The sequence below is a fragment of the Brevundimonas sp. genome (genome assembly GCF_032107865.1).
Classification (GTDB): Bacteria; Pseudomonadota; Alphaproteobacteria; order Caulobacterales; family Caulobacteraceae; genus Brevundimonas.
This window is the reverse complement of the sequence record NZ_DAMCNG010000321.1, coordinates 1-2,086: the sequence shown is the minus strand read 5'-3', so window position 1 is coordinate 2,086 and position 2,086 is coordinate 1. Positions and strand designations below refer to the sequence as shown.

Genomic DNA, 2,086 nt, shown 5'->3' with positions numbered 1-2,086 from the left:
CGCGTCGTCTGCCCGCACACGGCCGTGGCGCTGGCAGCCGCGCGCCGTCTGGACCGCAACGGCGCGCCGATCGTCGCCCTGTCCACCGCCCACCCGTCCAAGTTCGGCGCCTTCGTCTCGGACGTCATCGGCGTAGAGCCGGAACCCGCTCCCGTCATCCGGGCCCTGGGCGACCGCCCCGAACGACTGACGGTGATCGAGAACACGCCCGAAGCGGCCCTGGCGGCGGTGAAGGGGTTTGCGGGGTAGTGCTTTTCCTCCCCACGTCGTGGGGAGCGGGACCGCAAAGCGGTGAAGGGGCCCACGCGTCCAAAAAGAGAGACGCTCCCTCCCCTTCATGGGGAGGGTGGTCGCGAAGCGACCGGGTGGGGAGGTCGAGCGATATGGAACGCGCGCTTGAAGAGCCTCACCTACGGCCTCAGCCACCCTCCCCGAGACGGGGAGGGAGAATGACAACGTTTGTCCGGCCTAAGCGGGCTCCGCCGCCTTCCAGTAGTCCAGCCGCCGGAAGAAGGGCGTCGGGTCCTTGAGCGTGACCAGATTGGCCGGATCGTGGAACAGCCGGTCGTGCAGGCGCGTCAGGGTGAAGCGCACCGCCGCCGCCGCGCCCAGTTCCGGCAACGCCCTGCGTTCGGCGCCGGACAGGGGCCGCACCGACTCATAGCCTTTCTGGAAGGCGCGCAGAGCCGACGGGATGGGCCGCCCCTCGGCGTCGAAACCCCAGGCGCTGAGGCCGATGGCCAGATCATAGGCCAGCACGTCGACGCAGGCGAAGTAGAAGTCGATCACCCCGCCGACATCCGTCGCCCCATGCTCGTTCGTCGCGAACAGGACGTTGTCGGGGAAATAGTCGGCGTGGATCGGCCCGCGCGGCAAAGCAGGATCGCTCCACGGCCGGGCCAGATCAGGCAGCAGGCGCTGCATCTGCTCCAGCATCCGGCGATCCTCGCCCACAGCGACCGTATCGCAGCGCGCGGCCAGATCGGCCCAGACGCGCGGCCCGACCGGGTTCTCGCGCACGCCGTCATAGTCGGCCGCGTCCAGGTGCAGCAGCGCCAGCACCTGACCGGCGCGATACTGATCCTTGTCCGTCGGCTGGCGCTTCCAGGCGCCGGGCGTCCACTCGACGATGGCGGCGGCGCGGTCGTTCAGGCGGCCGATCACCTGCCCTTCACGATCGACGACGGGCGCGGGCGTCGGAAAGCCCTGCGCCGCCAGCCGTCCCGTCAGGCCGAGGCAGAACGGCAGGGCCGAGGCCTCGGTTCGCCCTTCGAACAGGGTCAGGACATAGGCGCCCTGCTCTGTCGTCAGACGATAGTTGGTGTTTTCGACCCCCTCGGCGATCGGGGTCAGTTCGACCAACCCGCCGAGAGGGTAGCGCATGAGATAGTCGTCGGCCTGTTGCGGCGTGACGGGCGTGAAGACGGCCATGACTAGACAAGCTCCGCAGCGGCGCGGCGAGCGCGCATGACATCGGCCACATCGGCCAAAACGCTCTCGGTCGTGGCCCAGCGTCCGGCCCCGCGCCCCTTGCACGTCCACACCCGGCCGTCCTGACCATAGACCTTCAAGGCGTTGCGCTCTCCGTTCAGCGACAGGAAGAGCGCGTCTTCCAGTTCGCCGTCAAGACGGACGTAGGCGTCCAGGGCGCCGTCGCGCTCGAAGCAGGCGCCGATCTGGCGCACCGGCGTCTCGCCCAGCGGTGTCTCGGCCGCCAGGACGTCGCGCGGCAGGTCTTCAGGCGAACGGCCGAAGGCCTCGAACGACAGCAGCTTGACCTTGGCGGCGGCGTCAAAACCTTCCAGATCGGACGAGGGCTCTTCCTCGGCGAAGCCGGCGGCGCGGGCGTCGGCCAGGGCGTCGGAGAAGGTCGCCCCCTCGCCCAGACGCTGCAGCATGAAGTTAACCGTGCCGTTCAGCACCGCCTCGAAACCAACCACCGGACCGGCGGCGCGTGCGGCGCGCAGCGTCTCGATCATCGGCGAGCCGCCGCCGACCGAGGCCGACCAGGCGACGCGGCAGCCGTTGACGTCGGCCAGGGCCTGCAGCCCCTTGGGATCGCGGGCCACGGCCTGCTTGTTGGCGC

1 protein-coding gene and 2 pseudogenes are annotated in these 2,086 nt (G+C 69.8%); 1 reads left to right on the top strand and 2 read right to left on the bottom strand.

The features are described from left to right. Positions 1-249 (top strand): annotated as a pseudogene (locus RT567_RS16195) (threonine synthase); the annotation flags it as partial. 219 nt (positions 250-468) lie between these two features. Here the strand turns inward: RT567_RS16195 and RT567_RS16190 are convergent. After that, positions 469-1,431 (bottom strand): homoserine kinase, encoded by a 963-nt coding sequence (locus RT567_RS16190; RefSeq protein ID WP_313577233.1) that lies wholly within the window; start codon positions 1,429-1,431, stop codon positions 469-471. Between the two features lie 2 nt (positions 1,432-1,433). Continuing rightward, a pseudogene (locus RT567_RS16185) lies at positions 1,434-2,086 on the bottom strand (homoserine dehydrogenase); the annotation flags it as partial.

What these genes read in the sequence shown, in the direction of transcription:
- RT567_RS16190 (WP_313577233.1), bottom strand. Translation starts at nt 1,431, where the DNA reads ATGGCCGTCTTCACGCCCGTCACGCCGCAACAGGCCGACGACTATCTC.